The sequence below is a fragment of the Streptomyces sp. D2-8 genome (assembly GCF_023184515.1).
Classification (GTDB): Bacteria; Actinomycetota; Actinomycetes; order Streptomycetales; family Streptomycetaceae; genus Streptomyces.
In genome coordinates this window covers 359,123-378,123 of record NZ_JAAHBP010000007.1, presented here as the reverse complement: position 1 = coordinate 378,123, position 19,001 = coordinate 359,123, and the positions used below count along the sequence as shown (strand labels likewise).

At 72.2% G+C, this 19,001-nt stretch carries 18 protein-coding genes and 1 pseudogene; 4 read left to right on the top strand and 15 right to left on the bottom strand.

What is annotated here, in order from left to right:
- Positions 1–105 precede the first annotated feature (105 nt).
- Positions 106–2,742: a D-alanyl-D-alanine carboxypeptidase gene (locus G3I77_RS15435; protein ID WP_248504261.1), complete on the bottom strand. Its 2,637-nt coding sequence runs from the start codon at positions 2,740–2,742 to the stop codon at positions 106–108.
- Positions 2,743–2,976: 234 nt separating this feature from the next.
- Here G3I77_RS15435 and G3I77_RS15430 point away from each other — a divergent pair, with 234 nt between their 5' ends.
- From G3I77_RS15430 to G3I77_RS15420, 3 genes are all read left to right on the top strand, one after another.
- Complete coding sequence (locus G3I77_RS15430; RefSeq protein WP_248504121.1) at positions 2,977–3,732, top strand: GPP34 family phosphoprotein; 756 nt, start codon at positions 2,977–2,979, stop codon at positions 3,730–3,732.
- 259 nt (positions 3,733–3,991) lie between these two features.
- Entirely contained in the window at positions 3,992–4,849 is an 858-nt protein-coding gene (locus G3I77_RS15425; protein WP_248504118.1) for a helix-turn-helix transcriptional regulator, read from the top strand.
- 197 nt (positions 4,850–5,046) lie between these two features.
- Positions 5,047–5,238, top strand: a complete 192-nt coding sequence (locus tag G3I77_RS15420; RefSeq protein ID WP_248504116.1) for a DUF397 domain-containing protein — start codon at positions 5,047–5,049, stop codon at positions 5,236–5,238.
- A gap of 118 nt (positions 5,239–5,356) precedes the next feature.
- Here the strand turns inward: G3I77_RS15420 and G3I77_RS15415 are convergent, their stop codons facing one another.
- The 13 genes and pseudogenes from G3I77_RS15415 to G3I77_RS15355 form a co-directional block, all read right to left on the bottom strand.
- The gene (locus G3I77_RS15415; RefSeq protein WP_248504114.1) at positions 5,357–6,235 is read right to left on the bottom strand and encodes a MerR family transcriptional regulator; all 879 of its coding nucleotides are present in this window, start codon (positions 6,233–6,235) and stop codon (positions 5,357–5,359) included.
- A 70-nt stretch (positions 6,236–6,305) separates the two neighbouring features.
- On the bottom strand, positions 6,306–6,809 hold the full coding sequence (locus G3I77_RS15410; protein WP_248504112.1) for a glutathione peroxidase: 504 nt from the start codon (positions 6,807–6,809) through the stop codon (positions 6,306–6,308).
- Positions 6,810–6,818: 9 nt separating this feature from the next.
- Positions 6,819–7,085, bottom strand: a pseudogene (locus tag G3I77_RS15405) (ArsR/SmtB family transcription factor); the annotation flags it as partial.
- A 43-nt stretch (positions 7,086–7,128) separates the two neighbouring features.
- Positions 7,129–7,614, bottom strand: a complete 486-nt coding sequence (locus G3I77_RS15400) for a MarR family winged helix-turn-helix transcriptional regulator (protein WP_248504110.1) — start codon at positions 7,612–7,614, stop codon at positions 7,129–7,131.
- 44 nt (positions 7,615–7,658) lie between these two features.
- Positions 7,659–8,342: a nucleotidyl transferase AbiEii/AbiGii toxin family protein gene (locus tag G3I77_RS15395; protein WP_248504108.1), complete on the bottom strand. Its 684-nt coding sequence runs from the start codon at positions 8,340–8,342 to the stop codon at positions 7,659–7,661.
- Positions 8,343–8,419: 77 nt separating this feature from the next.
- On the bottom strand, positions 8,420–9,223 hold the full coding sequence (locus G3I77_RS15390; RefSeq protein WP_248504106.1) for an SAM-dependent methyltransferase: 804 nt from the start codon (positions 9,221–9,223) through the stop codon (positions 8,420–8,422).
- A 130-nt stretch (positions 9,224–9,353) separates the two neighbouring features.
- Positions 9,354–9,836 carry a hypothetical protein gene (locus tag G3I77_RS15385; RefSeq protein ID WP_248504104.1) on the bottom strand — a complete coding sequence of 161 codons (483 nt, stop codon included), beginning with the start codon at positions 9,834–9,836 and terminating at the stop codon, positions 9,354–9,356.
- Between the two features lie 118 nt (positions 9,837–9,954).
- The gene (locus tag G3I77_RS15380; RefSeq protein ID WP_374385392.1) at positions 9,955–10,629 is read right to left on the bottom strand and encodes a polysaccharide deacetylase family protein; all 675 of its coding nucleotides are present in this window, start codon (positions 10,627–10,629) and stop codon (positions 9,955–9,957) included.
- Positions 10,626–11,303, bottom strand: a complete 678-nt coding sequence (locus G3I77_RS15375; protein ID WP_248504102.1) for a glycoside hydrolase family 11 protein — start codon at positions 11,301–11,303, stop codon at positions 10,626–10,628. Before G3I77_RS15375 ends, G3I77_RS15380 begins: the two co-directional genes overlap by 4 nt.
- A 246-nt stretch (positions 11,304–11,549) precedes the next feature.
- Entirely contained in the window at positions 11,550–12,914 is a 1,365-nt protein-coding gene (locus G3I77_RS15370; RefSeq protein WP_248504100.1) for a DUF4407 domain-containing protein, read from the bottom strand.
- A complete protein-coding gene (locus G3I77_RS15365; protein ID WP_248504098.1) occupies positions 12,904–14,403 on the bottom strand; it encodes a hypothetical protein in 1,500 nt (499 codons plus the stop codon). The genes G3I77_RS15370 and G3I77_RS15365 overlap by 11 nt, the downstream gene beginning before the upstream one ends.
- Before the next feature lie 5 nt (positions 14,404–14,408).
- Positions 14,409–16,595 (bottom strand): hypothetical protein, encoded by a 2,187-nt coding sequence (locus tag G3I77_RS15360; RefSeq protein WP_248504096.1) that lies wholly within the window; start codon positions 16,593–16,595, stop codon positions 14,409–14,411.
- Between the two features lie 18 nt (positions 16,596–16,613).
- The gene (locus tag G3I77_RS15355) at positions 16,614–17,360 is read right to left on the bottom strand and encodes a hypothetical protein (protein ID WP_248504094.1); all 747 of its coding nucleotides are present in this window, start codon (positions 17,358–17,360) and stop codon (positions 16,614–16,616) included.
- Between the two features lie 353 nt (positions 17,361–17,713).
- On the opposite strand from G3I77_RS15355, the gene G3I77_RS15350 reads away from it, so the two are divergent.
- Complete coding sequence (locus G3I77_RS15350) at positions 17,714–18,238, top strand: Pycsar system effector family protein (RefSeq protein WP_248504092.1); 525 nt, start codon at positions 17,714–17,716, stop codon at positions 18,236–18,238.
- Positions 18,239–18,243: 5 nt separating this feature from the next.
- Here the strand turns inward: G3I77_RS15350 and G3I77_RS15345 are convergent, their stop codons facing one another.
- Positions 18,244–18,942, bottom strand: a complete 699-nt coding sequence (locus tag G3I77_RS15345) for a Crp/Fnr family transcriptional regulator (RefSeq protein WP_248504090.1) — start codon at positions 18,940–18,942, stop codon at positions 18,244–18,246.
- Positions 18,943–19,001 lie beyond the last annotated feature (59 nt).

Genomic DNA, 19,001 nt, shown 5'->3' with positions numbered 1-19,001 from the left:
CGAGCGGCGGCCCGTCCCGGTTCGGGACGCTAGCACGCACCCCGCCGGGCGGCGCCCGGACGGGCCGTTACCGGCGGAGTGCGGTGGTGCGGGCCGCGCCCCGGGTCAGCCGAGGCGCGTGAGCTTGGCCCCGAAGTCCGGCTCCACCAGGTCCTTCTGGAGGGCGACCGGGACCTTCACGGCGCTGGTGGTGCCGTCGCCGACGGTGAGCGTGCCCACCTTCGTGCCGGCCTTGGCCGTGTGCGGCAGGTCGTCCCCGGCGAACGTCAGCTTGACGGACAGGCCCGCCCAGCCGACGGCCGTGACGTCCTCGGTGACGGCGACCGGCGTGCGGCCGCCGAGACCGTCGTCGGCGTACCCGACGATCTCGCCCTTCTTCAGGATCGTCGCCGACTCCAGCGCGCCCTGCGCGGCCCGGATCAGCTTGTCGCCCTCGTGCAGCGCGGCGCCCAGGATCGTGTTGTCCGGGCCGCCGGCGGGCTGACGCACGACCGCGCCGATGATCCGGCGCGTCTCGCCGTTCACGTCCTTCTTGGCCGCGAAGACGAGGTTGCCGAGCGCCGAGGTGGTGGTGCCGGTCTTGATGCCGGTGACGTCGTTGTAACCGACCAGGCGGTTCCAGTTGTCGTGCTTCTTCCCCTTGTAGTCGACGTACGACATCATCGTCGCGACCTCGCGGAAGACGGGCTGCTGCATGGCGGCCTTGGCGAGCTTCACCTGGTCCACGGCCGTGGAGACGGTCGTGTTGTTCAGGCCCGACGGGTCGGTGTACGTCGTGTTCTTCATGCCGAGGTCGAGGGCGGCTTGGTTCATCTTCCGCACGAACGCCTTCTCCGACCCCGCGTCCCAGCGGGCGAGCAGCCGCGCCACGTTGTTCGCGGACGCGATCAGGATGCTCTCCAGAGCCTCCCGCTGGGTGATCTTGTCGTCCTTGGTGACGTCGACGGTGGACTCCTGCCCGGCGTCGGACTGGTCCTGGGCGGCCTGGTCGATGAGGATCTTCGGGCCGTCCTCGCCGCTCTTGAGCGGGTGGTCGCGCAGGATGACGTAGGCGGTCATGACCTTGGCGACGCTCGCGATCGGGACGGGCTTCTGCTCGCCGGAGGAGCCGAATGTGCCGATGCCCTGGACGTCCAGCGCGGCCTGGCCGTCGGCGGGCCAGGGGATGTCGACCTTGCCGCCCTCGAAGGTGTAGCTGTCCTCGGCGGTGAGCTCGAGGGTGGGCGAGGGCAGCGGGCGCACGCTCTGCACGACCGCGAAGACGACCACCAGCAGCAACACCAGCGGCGTCCAGATCTTCACCCGCCGGGCCGCCGTCCGCAGCGGGGTCTCCGGGGGCGGCGGGGTGTTCGTCAGCTCGGCCAGCAGATCCAGCGGCGGCCTGGGCGGCAGCGGCTGCTGCGTCGTCCGCTCGGGGCCGACGGTGGGGACGGGCGCGGTGGCGTCGGCCGGGGCGGCCGGGGCGGCCGGCTTCCTGGCCGACGGCTCGTCCAGGGGCTTGAGCGCGACGAACTTGCTGGTCCGCTCGGCGTCCTTCTCCGGAGCGTCTTTGGTCCCGCCCCCGAGCTTCAGCATGGTGGTGGGCTGATCGACCGGCGGCCGTACGGCCTTGAAGACGGCGGTGGGCTGGTCGACGGGGGGTTCGGCGGGAGCGTCGTCGGTGTCGCCGTCCGACTCGGGGGTGCCGTCGGTGCCGGGCTTGTCCTTGGCGGTGCCGTCGGTCCGGGCCTCGCCCTCGGCGGCGTCGTCCTCGGTGTCGGTGTCGGCGTCAGTGGCCTTCGGTGCGGCCTCGGCGTCGTCGGAGACGCGCGGGTCCGCGGGCTCGGGGCTCTCGTCGTCGGCCGGCTCGTCCGCCTTCGCGTCAGTGGTGTCCGCGTCGGCACCGGTGTCGGTGTCAGCGGCCTCGACGTCGTCGTCGGCCGGCTCGTCCGCCTTCGCGTCGGCGGTGTCCGCGTCGGTGTCGGCGTCGGCGTCGGCGGTCTTGACGTCGTTGTCGGCGCGTGGGTCCGCGGGCTCGGGGCCCTCGTCGTCGGACCGCTCGTCGTCCGCCTTCGACTCGGCGGCGCTGACGGAACGGTCCGCCTCGGGCTCGTCGGCGTCGTCCCGGCCCGCCCCGGAGCCCTCGGACGCCGCCCCTGCGGCTTCCTGGCCGTCCTCCGCGTCCGTGCCGGTCTCCGCGGTGCCGGGGGCCTTCCCGGCCTCCTGGGCGTCCGCGTCGGCCTTCTCGGCCTTCTCCGCGCGCTCGGCCTCTGGGGCCTTGCCGTCGCCCTCGTCTTCGGCGTCCTTGCCGGCGGCAGGCGCCTTGCCCCCGTCCGCCGAAGCGACCCACGCGGCGACGGCATCCCGCAGCCGCCCGTCACTCCCCTCGGCGCCGGAGGACTCACCGGCCTCGGACCCCTCGGACCCCTCGGCCTCCCCGGAGGAGCCGGAAGCGCCCTGCCCGGCGTCAGCCGCCGTGTCCTCGGCGCCCGAGTCGCTCTCGCGCTGCTCGCCGTCGTCCTCGGTGTCCGCGCCACTCGCGGCGCGCTCGGTGTTCTTCGGGCCCTCCGCCGTCCGCGTGGACAGCACGCGGGTCGCCGTATCGGCACCGCCTCGTGCCGAGGACCTCTCCGGGTCCCGGGCCACCGCGAGCCGCGGGTCGGCGGCTTCGCTCCTGGCCTCCGGAACCGGACTCGCGCTCCCCGACGTCTTTCGTGCCGACGACTCGCGCTGCTTCGACCTGTCGGGGGACTCGCCCGCCACCGATGCCTCCTCCTCGCGCCGCACGCCCCGCGTGCGCGTACCGAACCGTGAACCGCCGCCCGTGACACCGCTCGGCGCTGTCCGAACCATGTACCAGTGTCCTGTGTGCGGGCCAAACCCATCCGGTAGACGAGAACGACATACCTACTGGTTCCACTACGAACCGGTCACGCACCCTCGACAGACCAATGTGAGAGGGGTCACCCTGTCTTTCATCCACGCGGGGAGGCATGGATGGGCAGGAGCCGCAGAACACTTCCGGAGGAGCTTCTGCTGCTGGCGTTGGACCCGACCACGGGTACCACCGCACAGCCGCAGTCGCTCGACCTCGGTCTGGCCGGAGCACAGCTAGTAGAGCTGGCGCTGGCCGGACGGATAGCCCCAGACGGGGATCGTATCGCCGTGGTGGCACCACGGCCGACTGGAGATCCAACACTGGACTGCGCATTGGAGTTGCTGCGAAGGCGTGGCGCTCCCGTGCGTGCCGTCCACTGGATTGGCGGGCCGCGTCTCGGGCTGCGCCAGACCTACCTCTCGCATCTGGAGCGGTGCGGCATGGTGCATGCCGTGGCGGGCCAGATGTGCGGAGTGCTGCCGACGACTCGCTACCAGGCGACGGACACCGAGATCAGCCGGGAGATCAGGGCCCGTCTGGACTCCGCGATCCGCACCGGCGTACCGCCGGACCCGCGGACCGCGGCACTCGCCGCCCTCGCTCACGCGGTCGGCCTCGGCAAGCACCTGTACCCGGGCAACGAGGGACGTTCCTCTCGCTCCCGGCTCAGGGACCTGATCAGGCACGACCCCATGGGCGGTCTCGTCGCGCACGCGGTGATGGACGTCCAGAACGGCGTCGCGGCCCAGCCGCGCCGCAGCCCGGCACCGTCCGGCCGTCAGGCCGCCGGCGGAGCCAGGCCCGCAGCGGAACCCGCCCGAGGCGTTCCGATGCAACCGCGCCACGGAACCATGGCGCGCGCCGTGGCCCACTGAGCCGCGCCGCGCCGGCACGACCTACGACCGGTACACGCACCACACGCACCGCGGGACCCTCGAACCCGGTCACGGGAGCCGCTGTCCGAGCGGGGCGAAGAGAGCGCACACTCTCTTCGCCCCGCTCGGCGTGCCGTGCCCGAACTGGCGTGTACCCGTCGCATATCCACCGTTTCCCAGCGGTAGTAAGCACCTTGGTGGCAGTCTGCTCAACAGCAGATACGCAAAGTAGAGGCACGCAGCCGGAGGTGCACGTCCCGTGGCGTCCAATGTCAATCCCACCGTCAGGCGGCGCCGGCTGGGCCAGGAGCTCCGCAGGCTCCGTGAGCTCAAGGGCATGACGGCCGAAGAGGTGGCCGAGCGGCTGCTGGTGTCGCAGTCGAAGATCAGCCGGCTGGAGAACGGGCGGCGCAGCATCAGCCAGCGCGACGTCCGCGACCTCTGCGGGGTCTACGAGGTCGAGGACCAGCGCATCGTCGACTCGCTGATGCAGATGGCCAAGGACTCCCGGCAGCAGGGCTGGTGGCATGCCTTCGGGGACATCCCCTACAGCGTCTACATCGGCCTGGAGACGGACGCCGAGTCGCTCCGGGTCTACGAACCCCAGATCATCACCGGCCTGTTGCAGACCCGTGCGTACGCCGAGGCCATCATCCGGGGCGGTTCGCCCGAGGCGTCGGAGGCGGACAACGACAAGCGCGTCGAGGTCCGGCTGCGCCGGCAGGGCCGGATCACCGCCGACACGGAACCGCTGCGGCTGTGGGTGGTCCTGGACGAGGCGTCCCTGCACCGGGTCGTCGGCAGCCGGCCGGTGATGCGCGAGCAGCTGGAGCACCTCATCGAGATGTCGCAGCTGCCCCACATCACCGTGCAGGTCCTGCCGTTCGAGGTCGGCGCGCACGCCGGCATCAACGGCCAGTACTCGATCCTGGAGTTCGCCGACGCGGCCGACTCGAGCGTGGTCTACATCGAGGGCGTCACCAGCGACCTGTACCTGGAGAAGCCGCTCGACGTGCAGAAGTACACGGTGATGTACGAGCATCTGCGCGCCCAGTCGCTGAACGTGGACCAGTCCCGGCAGCTCATCGAGCGTGTGGCGAAGGACTACGCGCGCTGAGCCACCACCGGACGATGGCCTTCCGTTAGGCAAAGCGCGGGATGCTACACCCCTGACACGCCTGACTGGAAGTCTCCCCTGGAATATGCCATCCAGTCGAGTGAATGACTGCTCCGAACGAGGATGTTGGCGAGTAGCGTCGATCACGCCAACCACCAGCACGGGTTGGCGTAAACGCAACTGGCAACGGAGCGAACATGGCAATTCGTCTGGGCACCACGGAAACGTGGACGACGTCCTCCTACACCAACAACAACGGCGCGTGCGTGATGGTCAGGTCGACCGTTGACGAGGCCCTGGAGCTCGGGGACACCAAGATCCCCGAGGGCCCCAAGCTGGCGTTTCCCGCCGACGCGTGGAACGCCTTCGTGGCCTCGGTCAAGGCCTGACACCGCGATCGACAGCGCCACAAGCACCACCGACAGAGCCCTCTCGACCAGTATCGCCGTCCTTGCCGAGAGGGCTCCGCTTGTGCCCGCGGGCTCCTGAGAGAGCAGCCGAGGGAGATCAGCTCACCGGGAACGCCACGTCACACACCGGGTCCTCGGGCCCCGTCGCCGCCCAGTCCCCGAAGTAGCGCTCCCGGCAGGGCCCGGTCGCCGTCAGTCCCTCCGCCGCCATCCACTCCTCCACCGCCTCGAACGCGGCCAGGATCTGCGGGTGCGCCACCTGCGCCTTGGTGATCCTGGTGTACGCCAGCCGCCGGGCCGGCTCCACCCGGACCGTCGTCTCCCACGCCCGGCCCCGCCGCTCCGCCCAGGCCCGGGCCGCCGCCTCGTCGGCCACCGGCACACACGCCTCCGCGGGGCCGTCGCTCTCCATCGACACCTCCGCGTGATAGGCGACGTACGGCACCCCGGCCACACCCCCGCACTCCCGGGCCGCCTCCTCCAGCCGGCCCAGCGCCGCCCCGATCCACGCCGGCAGCTCGTCCGCCAGCGTGTGCCGCTTCTCGGAGATCACCACCTGCGCGGGCGTCTCCACCGTCTCGACCGCGAACTTCCCGTACATCTCGGAGCTCCTCCCCGACAGTCGTCCACGGAGGTACTCGGCGAGCGTCCGCTGCCCCGCCACCCGCGCCTCGACATCCGCCCAGTACGCACCGAGCAGCCCGGCCGCCGCGGGCCCGTCGCCCGCCGCGACCACCTCGGCGATCCGGGCGAGCGGCATGTCCAGCTGCCGCAGCATGGCCACCAGCCGGGCCCGTTCGACCTGGCCGGCCCGGTAGTAGCGGTAGCCGGTGGCCTCGTCGACATGTGCCGGGGCCAGCAGGCCCAGCCGGTCGTACAGCCGCAGGGCCTTCGCCGACAGGCGGGCACGCGCGGCGAACGCCCCGATGGTGAGCAGCTCCTGGTCCGGTCCGTCCACCCTGGCATCCTCCGTCATCGGGCGGCTCTTCCGCCCGATGACGAGGACGCTCGGGCCTGCCCCAGGGGCAAGGTCAAGCGGCGGGAGGTCAGGCCAGCTGGGCCTCGATCGCCGCGACGACCTCCGCCGAGTCCGGCTCGGTCTGCGGCGAGAAGCGGGCCACGACCCGGCCGTCGCGGCCGATGAGGAACTTCTCGAAGTTCCAGCGGATGTCCCCGCTGTGCCCCTCGGCGTCCGCGAAGCCGGTCAGGCGGTCGTACAGCGGATGCCGGTCGTCGCCGTTCACCTCGACCTTCTCGGTCATCGGGAAGGTCACGCCGTACGTCGCCGAGCAGAACTCGGCGATCTCGTCGGCGCTGCCGGGCTCCTGCCCGAGGAACTGGTTGCAGGGCACGCCGAGGACGGCGAAGCCGCGCGCGGCGTACTGCTCGTGGAGCTTCTCAAGGCCCGTGTACTGCGGGGTCAGGCCGCACTTGGAGGCGACGTTCACCACGAGCACCGCCTTGCCCGCGTACTGGGACAGGTCGGCCGAACCGCCCTGCAGCGCACCGATCTCGACATCGAGGGGAGAGGAACCGTTGCTAGTCGTCATGCTCGGATGCTAGCTCCGGCGGGTGCCGGGCCGGTTCCCGCACCCCACAGCCTCCACCAGCACCTGCCCCGCCGCCGTCCACGAGTACAGCACCGACCTGCCCGCCCGGCGCCGCTCCACGAGACCCGCGTCCAGCAGCACCCGCAGATGCCGCCCGACCGAGCCGAGCCCCTGCCCCGTGACGGCGACCAGCTGGCTGGTGCTCAGGGGCGAGCCGAGCCGGACCAGCACACCGGCGCGCGCGGTGCCGAGCAGCGCGCCGAGGCTCGCGGGCGCGGGGAAGCGGGCGGAACTCAGGGCGGTGAGCCGATAGGGAAGCTCAGGACGGAGAGCTGCCGGAGACCGAGACCGTCCCGGCCTCCACGAACACCTCGGGAACCTCGTTGTCCACCACGACTTGTGACAGCAGGACGGCCAGCCGGTCCCGCTCGGCGCCGCTCAGCCCGGACGGCAGCGCCTCCATACGGTGGCAGGTCTCGGCGTAGAACTTCCCGGCGAGCGCGGCCCCTTCGTCCGTCAGCCCGACCCGTACGGCCCGCCCGTCGCGCGGGTCGGGCTCCCGCCGCACCAGGCCTCGCCGCACCGTCCGGTCCACCAGCCCGGTCAGGCTCGACTTCGCCAGCCCGAGCGTCTCGCCGAGCTCGCTCATCCCGTAGGGCCGGTGCATCAGCACGCACAGCAACTGCCCCTGCTGCGGCGTCAGTCCGTACGCCCGGCCGGCCTCCGCGTACACACCGTCGACCAGGAACGCCGTGCGCACCAGCGCGGCGACGACCCCCACCTGCCCGGTTGCCCCGTTCCCCATCGGTTCAGGGTACCGACCGGTAAGTCCCCGTGCGGGGGTGCGGGTCAGTCCTCGTCCGGGGCCCCGCCCTCGATGAGGCGTTCCGCGATGTCGTCGGCCCACTCCTGGGCCCAGCGGCGCAGCCCGGCGACGGACGGGGCGTCCAGGCCGTGGACGGTGAACGCCCTGTCGTCGAGCCAGTCCGTGCCGGTCAGCCGGGCCTGGAGGTCGGTGAGGTCGAAGGTGTCGGGGGCGTGGCGGCGGCCGAGCTCCTCGAGTTCGGGGTGGCTCCAGCGGGCCGAGGCGGCGTGCACGTCGACCAGGTCGCGCGCGAGTCCGCGGTCGGCCAGGTCCCGCACCCGGGTGCCGACGAGGTCGTCGAGGGAGAGCGCCGGCCCGAGCTCCGTCTCCACGGGCGGGCGCCACAGCATCTCCTTGTGGAGAGCGACCTCGCACTCCACGCCGCTCGGCGCGTCGGTCACGAGGAACTGGGCGGACAGGGGCTCGGCCTGAAGGGTCTGCACGAGCCAGCCGCGTCCGACCAGCCCGGTCCGGACGGCGTCCGCCACGGCCTCCATCGCGGCCGGGTGCTCCGTGGCGACGTCCACGTCCCGCCCGGTCCGCTCCACGAGCCCGTGCGCCAGCGCCGCGTATCCGCCGGCGAGGACGAGGGCGTAGGGCTCACCCACGGCCAGCAGATCACCGAGGAGCCGGCCGGCGGGCTCGGAGACGGGGGGAGGCGCGGGCATGTCCTGATTATCGCGTGGGGGAGGTGGAGGGCTGAGGTGACCGGCCCGGACGGGTGAAGGACGGGGGCCGGCCGCTGCTACGGCTTGCGGCCTACGCCGCAGTACGCGTCCACGGCACCCGCGCCGAAATCGCCCGGCACACTCGTGTCCGGCCGCCACTCCGGCACCCGCACGATCCCCGGCTCGACCAGGTCCAGCCCGTCGAAGAACCCGGCGATCTCGGCGACCGGACGGACGTAGTACGGCACCGCCCCACTCGCGTTGTACGCCTCCGACGCGGCGATCATGCCCTCACTGGTCGCGGTGCTGTCGCTGATCACCAGGTGGCTGCCGGACGGCAGCCCGGCCATGAGCCGCCGCACCAGCTCACGCGCCTGCTCGTAGTCGGCGACGTGGCCGAGGGTGTTGAGGATCATCAGGCCGACCGGCCGGGACAGGTCGAGCGTGCCGGCGGCGGCCTTCAGGACGGCCTCGGGGTCGTACAGGTCGGCGTCCAGGTACGCGGTCCTGCCCTCGGGGGTGCTGGTGAGCAGGGCGTTGGCGTGGGCCAGCACGATGGGGTCGTTGTCGACGTAGACGATCCGGGCGTCGGGTGCGACGCGCTGGGCGACCTCGTGCGTGTTGTCGGCGGTGGGCAGCCCGGTGCCGACGTCCAGGAACTGCCGTACGCCCTGCTCGACGGCCAGGTACCGGACGGCCCGCCCGAGGAACCGGCGGCTCGTGACCGCCACGTCGACGAGGCCCGGGAAGATCGACTTGATCTGGTCGCCGATCTCGCGGTCGACCTCGTAGTTGTCCTTGCCGCCGACGAAGTAGTTCCAGAAGCGGGCCGAGTGCGGCTTGGAGGTGTCGATACGGTCGCGCAGGCTGTCGTCGGACACGGCGGGGCCTCCTGGGGGGCGGGGAAGGGGGACCGGCTCACCAACCTAGGTGAACTTCCAGGTGAGGTAGCGGTGTTGTCCCTCCCGCTGCCGCCCTGCCGTGGAGTTTCGGCCACGGCCCGTGCGAGCGCTACATCCCGCGGGAGGCGACACCCCACTCCCCGCCGCCCTCGTGCCCGCGGCCCTGGGTGACCAGCCAGAACGCCCACGCCAGAGACCACAGCAGCAGCCCGGCGGCGATCGGCGTACCGAAGATGATCAGCAGCCCGGCTCCGATGTTGGCTCCGATGCCCCCCGCGGTCAGGATCCGCCACCCCACACCGGCCAGGAGCCCGAGCGCCACCAGCGGCCCGAGCACCCCCCACCAACGCTGGTCCATCGCCCCGCGCAGGGAGCGCCGCACGAGCACCGCCGCACCGGCCACCGCCAGCACCAGCCCGAGCCCCCCGGCGACGGCGGCCACGCCGTCCCCGATGTCCCACGGCTGGAACGCGTAGTCCAGCTCACTGGCCGGCAGCCCGTCGTAGTTCTGCTGCCCCATCAGCCCCCAGGCGGCCACTGGCACACCGCCGACGAGCGCGGCTCCGGCCGCCACGATTCCCCGATTCGTCATACCGCCAGGATCGAGGGCCGGGGCGGGGCCGTCATGAGCACGCGTACTCAGGTACGCCCTGGGTGTCCGAGCCTGTCGGGGCGGCGCGACGGCCCTGGGGACCGTCGCGCCGTCGTTCTCAGGTGGGGGCCACCGCGCGGCCCGTCCGGGGCGAGATCGTCCCCGCGCACAGGCCTCGGGATGCCAGCCCCTGGGCGATGCGGGGGATGGCTGCGAGGGTGTTGGCGGACCAGTCGTGCATGAGGATGGTCTGGCCGTTGGTGAGGCGGGCGGCGGACTGGACGATCGCGTCGGTGCTCGCGCCGTTCCAGTCCTGTGAGTCGACGTGCCAGATGATCTCGGTCAGGCCGTACCGGGCCGCGACGGACTTCACCGTCGCGTTGGTCTCGCCGTACGGCGGGCGGAACAGTTTCGGCGTGCCGCCTCCCGCGTTCGCGATGGCCTGCTGGGTGCGGGAGATCTCGGAGTCGATCTGTGCCTGGCTCAGCCGGGTCAGGTGCGGGTGGGTGTAGCTGTGGTTGGCGACCCACATGCCGGCGGCCACCTGGGCCCGGACCAGGGACGGGTCGGCGGCCGCGTACTGACCCTGGTTGAACATGGTGGCCCGCAGGCCGTTCTGCCTGAGGGCGTCGAGCAGCCTCGTGGTGGAGCCGGACGGGCCGTCGTCGAAGGTGAGTCCGACGTATCCGTTGCAGGCAGCGGCCTGTGCCGGGGCGGCGGTCGAGGTCGCGGCGGCCGGGACGGTGAGGGCCGCGGCCGCCGCGAGGACGGTCAGCACCCGTTTCGTCGTCACGGCCCCACCCTGATGTTGGAGCTGCCGCTGCTCTGGTAGCCCTCGGTCGCCATGATCATGTAGTACTTGAAGTTGCCCATGGGCATTCCGGCCCGGGCCCACGCGTCGAAGTGGTTGCCGGCCGTGATGGTGCCGCCCGTCCGCTTCGACTGCCGCACGCTCCAGTACTGGTCGAAGGTGCGCGTGCCCTCGACGGACGGGGCGTTGTACCGCGTCGTCTTGTAGATGTCGTACGTACCGCCGTCGCTCGTGACGGTGCCCTTGTACGTGCCCGTGGGCCGGTAGGTGCCCCAGTTGTCGACGATGTAGTACTCGACGAGCGGGTTCGCCGTCCAGCCGTAGAGCGTCAGGTAGGCGTTGCCGGACGGGTTGAACGTGCCCGAGTACGTCACCGTGCGGCGGGCGCCGGTGCTCCAGCCCTTGCCGGCGACGAAGTTCCCGGTGTTGCGCCATGAGGTGCTGTAACTGCCGCCGGAGGCCAGGTTCATGGAGACCGTGCCCGGCGCGTCCGTCCAGAACGAGTAGTAGTAGCCGTTGTTGGTGCCCGTCTGGTTCGTGGTGACGACGGTGTCGGCGTGAGCGGTGCCCGGCAGGGCGAGGGCGGCGACGGCGACCAGCAGCAGGGTGACGGTGCCGCTGAGCAGCAGCCGTAAGCGGCCGAGTGCGTGGGTCATGGGGTGCTTCCTCCTCGTATGCGGGGGGTCGATGGAGGCGCTCTGTCACCCGGGAGTGTTGGTCTGACCCTGTCAACTGTCAATAGTTTCGGCGGCTGTTGCGAAATATTCGTTGCCCACTTGGAGTGTCTGAGGGTGGATATGTGCTGTTAAGTGGGGTATCACGTATCGGAGACGGGAAGAACCCTGCCCGGCCGGTCCGGAGGGCAGGGTTCCGCTCATCGAATGTTTCGTCGGGTTTCCGGATCAGACCAGGGTGCCGGTCCCTCGCGTCCGCATGATCCGCTCCATCCTCGCGTCCAGTTCCGCCCGTTCCGCCGCCGCGCGCTCCACCTGGGCCCGCTGGTACTCCTGGTCCAGACGGCTCATGCGGTCGGCCGTGTCCACCTGGACGCGGTGGCGACGGACGTCGTGCTCCAGGCGGGCACAGGTCTGCTGGACCTCGAGTTCCTCGGTGTACAGCTTGCGGCTCGTGCGGTGCCGGGCGCCGAGGAGGGTGTCGTAGGCCGTGGCGCCGCTGAGGACCTTGGCGAGGACGGGCATGGCGTCCAGGCAGAGCAGGAGCAGGTGCAGCACGATCGTCAGGAAGAGGGCGAAGCCGTCCGACCCGGCGACCTCCTTCAGGCCGTGGGCGCGGGTGAGGATGCCGTCGGTGTCCAGGTCGGCCGCCCGCTGCCGGGTCTTGTCGTCGATGGCCTTCTGGAGCACGGGCTGGTAGCCGTCGGCGGCCCGGTCCTTGCGGGCGGACAGGGTCCGGCCCTCCGCGACCATGTCCTCCAGCTGCTTCTCGTACGTCTTGACCTTGCTGTTCTTCTCGTACTCCGACGTGGCCTTCCGGGCCCGTTCGCAGGTGATGGTGACGTCCCGGACGCCGCCACGCCGGATCCAGTACTTGGGGCCGCACAGGCGCTGTTCCGTGGCGAGCTTGTCGTTCAGGGTCTTGTTGATGCCGGCGACCTGGGTGCGCAGGGCCGCCGCACGGTCGCTGTTGGTGTCGATCTGACGGGCCAGTTCCGCCGGGGAGCCCGCCACCTTCAGCTGGTAGCGGGCGCACTCGGCGCGGCCGGTGGTGGCGGCGCCGTCGGTCGGGTTGCAGGAGACGAGCATGCCCCGGTAGTCGGCGACCTGCTGCTCGTTGCCGACGGCGATCTCCTGGCGGATCTCCTTGTCGAAGATCTGGAAGAGGATCGGCTCGGCGATGAACAGGCCCAGCAGCACCGAGAGGAAGAAGCGGGCCAGGAGCGTCCATTTGCGGACTCCGGTGCCGTGGGTGCTGGAGACCAGCCAGCTGTCCAGGGCCAGGATCACCCAGAACCAGACCACGGCGACCCCGAGGACCGCCGCCAGCGGCAGGTCGGAGCGGAAACTGGAGAGCGCCAGGACCATCGAGATCGCGCCCAGCAGCGCCGTGTTGACGACGAGGGCGCCGTACCAGGTGTAGCGGGGACGCTCCTCCGGCACCCAGGAGAGGAGTCCTTCCTCGATGCCGATCAGGCGGCGCAGCCGGGGGGCCCAGCCGTACGCCGGCGGCGCCGGGCGCGACTGGCTGCCGCCCCGGTCGTCGTCGTAGGCGGCGCTGTCGGCCGGGCGGAGCGGGGTGTCAGTGGCCAAGGCTCCCCTCCTGGTTCGCTGGGTCGAAGTCGTCGACGTCGGTGTCGGAGGCGGGCCGTTCGGGCGACCGGCGCAGCGCGCCCTTCACCTCGCCCTTCAGCTCCGGCTGCGGAGCCCCGGGGCCGCCGCCCCGCGGCGTGGTCTGGTTGTACGGGACGTCGCCGACGCTGTTGATGAAGGCGCCCGCGTCGTACATGGTGCTGTCGAACAGGCCCCGGTCGATGGCCTGTTTGCCGAGGGTGGCGCGCACCGTGAGCTGCTGCTTGGCCAGCTCGTGCTGGTCGCGCTGGAGCTCCTTGGCGTCCTCGCGCTTCTCGATGCGCTGGCGCAGCCGGTCCTCGTGCTCCAGGTCCCAGCGCCGGGCCTTCTCCTCCCGCTCGGCGGCGGTCTCCTCCCGCTCCTCCTTGCGGGTCAGCTCATGGCGGCGGTCATCGCGTTCGACCTGCCAGCGCTCGTCCTCCCGGTCCAGGCCGCGGCGGGTGAGCTCGTAGTCCCGGTCCAGGCGCAGCCGGTCGTCCTTGCGGGAGTCCCAGCGCTCCTCGGCCGCGTGCAGCCGCTGGGACAGCTCGTCGGCGCTGATGTCGCCGTTGCGCCAGGCGAGATAGTCGGCGGCGACCGGGTCGGAGCCGATCAGCTTGATGTCGTCCTCGATCTCGGCCCGGGTGAAACGGTTGCGCCGGCGCTCGATCTCCAGCTCGTAGTCCTGCTGCTCGGCCCCGGACTCGCGCTCGTAGCCGCTGCGCAGCGTCTCCTCCTGCTGCCGGTTGCGCTCCTTGCGCACCGCCTGCAGGCTGCGGATCTCCTCGCGCTTCAGCTCCAGCTCGGCCTCGCGCAGGGCCCGGTCCAGGGCCGCCTCCTGCTCCATCTCCTCCCGCTGGCGGTCGCGTTCGCGGTCCCGGCGGGTCCTCTCCATCTCCGCGACGTACGCGGACATCTCCTCGGGTGTCAGGACCTCGATCACCCCGTGCCGGGCCCGGATCCCCGACACGACGGAGGGCCGCATCTCGTGGTACGCGGTCAGCCGGGCGTCGATCCGGGTGCGCACGGCGGCGGTGTCGACGACGGGCAGGTCGCTGCCGTCCTCGGTCAGGCCGGGCACCTCGCGCAGATGGGAGAGCAGCAGCGCCTCCACGTCGGTCACCCCGTCGCGCACGACCGCGCACGGGTCGGTGACCGTGCAGTGGAACCAGGCCCGCACGGTGAAGTCGCCCGCCTCCGCCGAGGGGATCCGCGTCTCCACGACCACGGGGACCTCGATACGCCGGTCGACGACGGTGACCGAGCTGGCGTCGACCACCACCGGGTCGTCGGTGCGCAGTTGTCCGTGGTCCTCGACGTACTCCTCGCCGACCCGGAAGACCCGCACCTGGTGGGCGGCCACCCTGGGCAGCTCGTCGTCGCCGCGCGTCACCCGCTTGCGCCAGAGGCCGCCGCGCTTCTCCGGCCGCCCGTACTCCCGCTGCTCGACGAGCGGGTATTTCTCAGCCATGCCTGTCAGCCCTCCGTGCTCAGTACGGCGGTAAGGAAGATCTCGAGGAGGTGGGTGACCGCCTCGTCGGCGCGGGCGGCGACCTGCCGCAGCGCGCCGGCCAGCGGCGGACGGTCGTCCGCCGGCAGGGCCGCGCCCAGGGCGCGGCCGAACCGCTCGGCAGGCCGCTCCGGATGTTCGGACACGGCCGGCAGTTCGCGCAGGGTGGCGAACAGGGCCGCCAGGGCCCGGCCCCGGCGCGGCAGGTTGTCCAGGACGCCCGCCCACACCTGGCCGATCGTGGTGGTCTGCCGGGCGTCCCGCTCCAGCAGCGCGGCGCACACCAGCCGCCCGGTCCGCGCGTCCCGGGCGCGCAGGACGGTCATCGCGGCGCCCAGGACGTTCTCCTTGGGCTGACCGGTCAGCGTTTCGCGCTGCTGCCGCAGCCGGTAGGCCAGTGGCCGGAGCACCGCGCCGGTGTCCTGCCCGCACTCCGCGAGCACCGCGACCAGCCCGGCCAGCGCGAACGCCGCGTCCACGGGCAGCCCGCCGCGCCGGACGATCAGCCGGAGCAGGTTGGTGACGGCGTCCGTGGGGAAGCGCACGCCCAGCGCGCCGCTGAACGCGGCCGCCGCGGTCGAGCGCAGCGCCGGGTCGTAGGAGCGGGCCCAGCCCCGGGCGAGACCCAGCGCGGTGGCGGCGAGGCTCTCGTCCAGGCACATGCACTGCAGTACCAGCGTGGCCGTCGACTGCCCGGCGGGCCCGGCGGTGCCGCCCGCCCACGGGTGCAGGTAGTTGTCGGCGACCTCGTCGAAGGCGGGCCGGGCGAGCAGCGCCAGACCCTGCGCCACCGACAGCTGGAGCCCCAGCCCGGGCTGGGCGGCGACGAGTTCGGTGAGCCAGTCCCGTACGCCGTTCCAGTACGGCGTGGACCGCTTGGTCCACAGCTCCTCCAGCGCCCACTGCCGGTACTGCGGATGCGGGAAGACCAGCGCGGTCCGGGTGAGCGCGCCGTTCTTGCGGTCCTCCACGGCGACGAGCGCGTTGCGGGACAGCGACAGCCGGCGGTCTACGGCACGCCGGGCCGCCGCGCTCTGCTCCTCCTCGGTGACGGGCTCCGGGAACGCCGGGGCCACCCAGCCCTCCAGCCGCTCCTGGCAGGTCTCGAAGTCCCGGTAACCGGCGCCGTTGACGAAGGCCAGCGTCGTGACCTCGGCCCACTCCTGCGGCGTGCGCTCCTGGAGGAACCATGCGCGCACGGGCTGCGCCGCGCTGCTGCCGTAGTCCTGCCAGACCTCCTCCGGTGCTCCGCCGCCCGCGATCCGCCCGGCGGCCGCCGCGACCTCCGCGATCCGGCACCCCCCGGGCATCAGCGCCGCGGCCCGCTCCACGGTGTCCTCGGCGCACCCGGCCCGCGCCAGCCGCACCCGCAGCACGGCTGTGAGGTCCGGCAGGTGCCACGGCACGTGCCGCACGGACTCCACGACAGCGCCGTCGACCGGGTGCACGGTGGTGACGACCAGGTGGGCGTCGTGCTCGCGGACGGTGTCGCGTACGCGCCGCCAGTCGAAGTCCGCCGTCTGGGAGCTGTCCTCGCCCGTCCGGTCGAGCAGGACGTAGCCGACGCCCTTCTCGAAGGCGACCTTGCCGCTCGCGAGGTCGTCCAGGCTGCGGCCCGGGGAGAGCACGACGTACTCCGACTCGTCCGCGAGGGCGTCGACCAGCGCCACCGCTCCGGACCGCTTGCCCGAACCCGGGGGCCCCACCAGGACCACGACCGCGTCCCGCTCCAGGGCGAGCACGGCCTGCTCGAAGCAGGCGGGCTTGACGTACGGCGCGAGGATCGCGTCCGCTTCCCCCGCGTCGAGGCGGCCCACGGCGCGGCGGCGGGCGTTGTCGGATCCGGCGGTGCCGAGGCCGAACTGGGCTCCGGAGGCGTTGAGTTCTCCGTAGAAGTACTGGTTGACGTTGTTGTGGTGGACCTGGGGCGGGCCGGCGGGGGCCGGTGGCTGCGCCGGCTCGGGTGGGTCCTGCCGGTGCTCGGATTCGACCGTGCTCGCCGGTCCCGGTCCCGGTTCCGGTTCCGGTTCCGGCTTCGGACCGGGAGGCGTCTGCGCGGCCGGGGTGTCCGGCGCGTCGTCCGAGTGGTGCGCCGCCGGTTCGGGCCGGGGCGCGGCGCTGTGCTCGCTGTGTTCCTCGTGTTGCTCGTTCATCCTCGGCCGTCACTCAGGTCACTTGGAGATCCCGAAGACGGCACCCTGGGCGTGGACGGTTCCGTTGATGACCTGAACTACCGTGTCGCCCGGGGCAGTTGGGGCACTCGGGGGGCGCACGACGGCAGCTTCCGCGCCCCCCGCGCCCCCTTCCGCGCCGGGCCCGGCGACCTCGAGATCGAGGCTCCCCGCGTCGTACCCCGGCACCCGGATCCACGCCCGCCCCGCGTACTCCTTCTCCGCGACGCGCACCTCGCGGAACTCCTGTGGCCGGATCGTCGTGTACGCCTCGCCGATCACGTCGTTGAAGACGGTCGCGGAGACCGCGAGCGCCAGGTGCGCCTCCGGAGCCGCGGCCAGCGCCGCCTTCAGCACCCTGCTGTCCAGCAGCCGGCCGATCTCGACCGGGGCGCGGCCCTCGAAGCCGTTGGCCGCGGGCGAGGCGGTGCCGAAGTGCACCGCGGCCCGCAGTCGCAGCCAGGCCTCGTCGCGCCGGTTGCGGTTGAACGTGCGCAGCCCGGACTCCAGTTGCCGCATGAACGGGTCGACCAGATCGGGCTCGGACGCCCCCTGCGGCAGAACCGCGAACACGGAGTCACCGCCGACCTGCGTCACCCACTGCTCCCAGTCGAGCCCGGCCACGTGGGCCGCCTCTTCGAGCAGCCGCCGGATCGCCTCCTGCCACTCGCGCTGCGTCACCACGTCGACGCCGCCGTACCCTTTCGCGTCGACCGCCAGCAGCAGTCTGCGCCCGAACGTTCCCATGCCTGAACTCCCCGCTCACTGAAAGTGGAGCCGCACCCCGGGATCGGAACTGAGGGCGCACTCCGGCAGACACCGGCGTCCGCTCCCCCCGGAGGCGGACGCCGGTAGGCCAGTCCTACACGCGCCGTCCGCCCGGAACCCCGTCGAAATACGGGATGCGGAAAGGTGCGGAAACATACAGCGGTGGCATGAAGTTACGGACGGGTTCGGCAGGTTGGCGCCGGCGATTGACCGCGGAAGTCCTGAATCCCGGAGAAATCCCGGGTTCCGTGGCCGGTTTCGGGGCGTACTGGAAGCAGCGCACACCCGGCCCACCACAGGGCGAACAGCCCACCGGCCCCAGAAGGAGCAGCATGCCGTCGTCCACCGGTACCCGCCCCGACAGCCGCCCCGCGCAGTTCATGTTCGGCGCCCTGCATACCACCCACCAGCACGCCGACACCAAGGCCGGGATCCTCGCCGCGGCCCAGGCCGCGCTCGTCGGCACGGCCGGCTACTGGAGCGCCCCGGCCCTGCACGCCGCGTCCGCGGGCGGTCCGGCCGGCGTGGCCGCCGGTCTGCTGCTCGCCCTGTTCCTGTGCGCGATGTTCGGCGGCGCGGGCTTCCTCGCCGCCACCCTGCGCCCCCGGGTCCTGCGCCCCGTCGGCGCCAACCGCTACAGCTTCGTCCACCTCGCCTCGGGCCCCGACATCCTGCCCGCCCGCGGCTCCGGCGACCGCGACCCCGACCAGGAGCGGGGGGAGCTCTCCCAGACGATCCGGTTCCTGTCGCAGGTGGCGGTGCGCAAGTACCGGTGCGTCACGGCGGCCGTGGTCTGCACGGCGGTGATGGGCCTCAGCGCGGGGCTGCTGGTGGTGCTGCGGCCGGTGCTGGACTGACCCGGTCACTCCTCCGGCGGCAGGTCGCCGATGTCCCGGAGCCGGTGCAGATCCCGTATGACGGTGGAGCCGTAGCCCGTCTCCAGCAGCCCGTCCCGGCGCAGGTCGCGCAGCCCCTTGTGGACGGTCGTCTCGGCGGCGCCGGTGAGCGCGGCCAACTCCGGCTGGGTGAGCCGGCAGCCGAGCACCATGCCGCCCTCCACGGGACGGCCGTACAAGGTCGCGAGTTCCACCAGGAGCCGGGCGAGCCGCACCTTCGCCGGGTAGCCCTTGAAGTCGAGGCGCCTGCGGTTGGCCCAGCGCAGCCGGTCGGCCAGGATCCCGGTCAGGGCCAGATGCACCTCCGGCCGCTTGGCCAGCAGGGCGTGCAGGGCGGCCGGCTGGACGACCCGGGCGGTCAGCGGCCCGCACGCCGTCACCGTGGCCGAGCGCGGGGACCCGTCCAGCGCGGCCATCTCACCGACACTGTCCCCGCCGACCCGGACCGCCAGCAGGGACTCCTCCCCGTTCTCCACCCGGGCCGTCACCTTGGCGAAGCCGGACAGCAGCACCAGCAGGTGCCGGTCGCGGGCGCCCTCGCCGATCAGCACCTTCCCGGCCTCGAACCGCGTCGGCACCCCGAGGCCCAGCAGCTCCCGCCGCGCCTCGGACGGCACCGCCCCCAGCAGACTGCGCGCGGGCCACTCCACGGAGTCGTACGGCATGGCAGGCTCCCCCCGGCCGGTCGGCGAACCACGAGCCAGGCCCATCCTGCCCGCGTTTC